We start from the raw sequence: 1,792 nt of genomic DNA on the forward strand, positions 1-1,792 counted from the left end.
CAGGAACCGGCCCCGTGTCCTGAGATCCACCGCTGCGGCGGCCAGAAACCGGACCCGGATGACACCGAGACCCACCAGTCCCCATTGACTTCATCAAAGGTCACCACATCGGCTTTACCATCACCCGTGACGTCAGCGAGAAACTGCTCGTTCGTGCCGATTCCATGACCATTCGCCCATGCTGTCGGCGCCCAGAAACCGGACCCGGAGGATGTGCCGACATCCCAGTGCCCGTTGGCCGCGAAGAAGTAGGCGGCATCCGCCCGCTTGTCACCGTTCACATCACCTACGAGGCGACTTGTGCTGCTGAGGCCATGCCCGACCGACCATCGCGGGGGATAGCTGAAGCCGTTTCCGGTGGATGCGGCCACGTACCAGTCACCGCCCCCGGCTATGTAGACTCCGGCGTCAGCCCGACCGTCGCCGGTGAAATCGGCCAACGCCTGGTCGGTCGTGCCGACCCCGTGTCCTGAGATCCACCGCTGCGGCGACCAGAAACCGGAACCGGACGACGCCGAAACCCACCAGTCCCCGTTTGCCGCATCGAAAGTGACTACATCGGCCCTTCCGTCCCCGGTGACGTCTGCCACCCACTGGCGGTTGGTGCCGACACCGTGGCCGTAGGCCCAGTCAGTCTCAGGCCAGAATCCGCTGCCGGACGAGAGGCTCACCCGCCAGCGTCCGGTCGAGGCCCAAAAAGCAATCAGATCGGCCCGGCGGTCGCCGTCCACATCGGCCGCGAAGTACGTGTCAGCACCCACGGTGTGGCCGAAAGCCCAGCTCTGTGGAGCGCCGAAACGGCCGTCCGCCTGCGCCAGCGCAACCATTGCGACACCCGAATCGCGGAACATCACGATCGCGTCTGACCGACCGTCGCCGTTGACATCAGCCAGGAGTCTCGTCCCGGGTCGTGCGGGTTGCGCCACTGGTGCATGAACCACACCGATGGTGGTGTAGCCACTCAATGGCGTGATCTTCTTCTGCTTCTTATCCCAGCTGAACGTTGACCAAACGCCATCATTCTTGTCAGAAAGATTCTGACTGACCGTCGACACCGAGACTTTGTCGCCTGTTCCACTCACGCTTTCGACGACTGCGACATGACCCTTTCCGCCCATACCGCCGCCAAAGACAAGAACGTCGCCAGCACCTACACCGGCGATCGATCCATTGCTATCCTTGGAAAGATTTTTCGGCGCGGTGTCGTACATTTGATAACCGTCGCCGGACCAATTTTTGGTAATCCAACCTCTGACCAGATAAAGCCGATTGACGAGCTCTACACACTGCCAGCGCAAGCCGCTGAGTACCGACTTGGGCTGGCCGGCGGGACCGATGTCGACGTAGTTTTTGTCGTTCAGGTCGGAACTGTAGGAATGGTCATTCGAATAGACATCGACGCCCTTCCCACTCAGCCAGCTCGAACCACTGAGAATAATGCGGTTGGCCTTTTTCGCTGTAGCCAGAGCCTGATTCGTCGGCCCGAATATCGCCAGGCCGGCACCGACCAACAACACCGCCAGGCCGAGCAGGCACGTTCCGAAACGGCCGGGTGCCGATCTTTCAACTGTTTTCCCGTAGGTCATTTTCCCCCCAAAACACGATTGATCGTCAAAGGGTAGCGCCCAGCTCACCAATAGGACGGCAACCTACAAACAACAGCGTCACCAGCAAATGAATCCTCGTTCCATTCGGTCCTAATTATTGCTGAGATCCCATCAAAAAATGGCTTCGGCGGCGTTGAAGGACCGGGCAATCCGCAGGCCGAGGATCGGCGACCCTTACCGTGAAG

Annotated in this window: 1 protein-coding gene; it reads right to left on the reverse strand. The window is 60.2% G+C overall.

What is annotated here, in order from left to right:
• Positions 1-1,586 (reverse strand): VCBS repeat-containing protein (locus U9979_RS24370; protein ID WP_322781121.1); only part of this gene is annotated, 1,586 nt, incomplete at its 3' end.
• Between the last annotated feature and the right edge of the window lie 206 nt (positions 1,587-1,792).

This window comes from Protofrankia sp. Cas4, from assembly GCF_963555915.1.
In the GTDB taxonomy this organism is placed as follows: domain Bacteria; phylum Actinomycetota; class Actinomycetes; order Frankiales; family Frankiaceae; genus Protofrankia.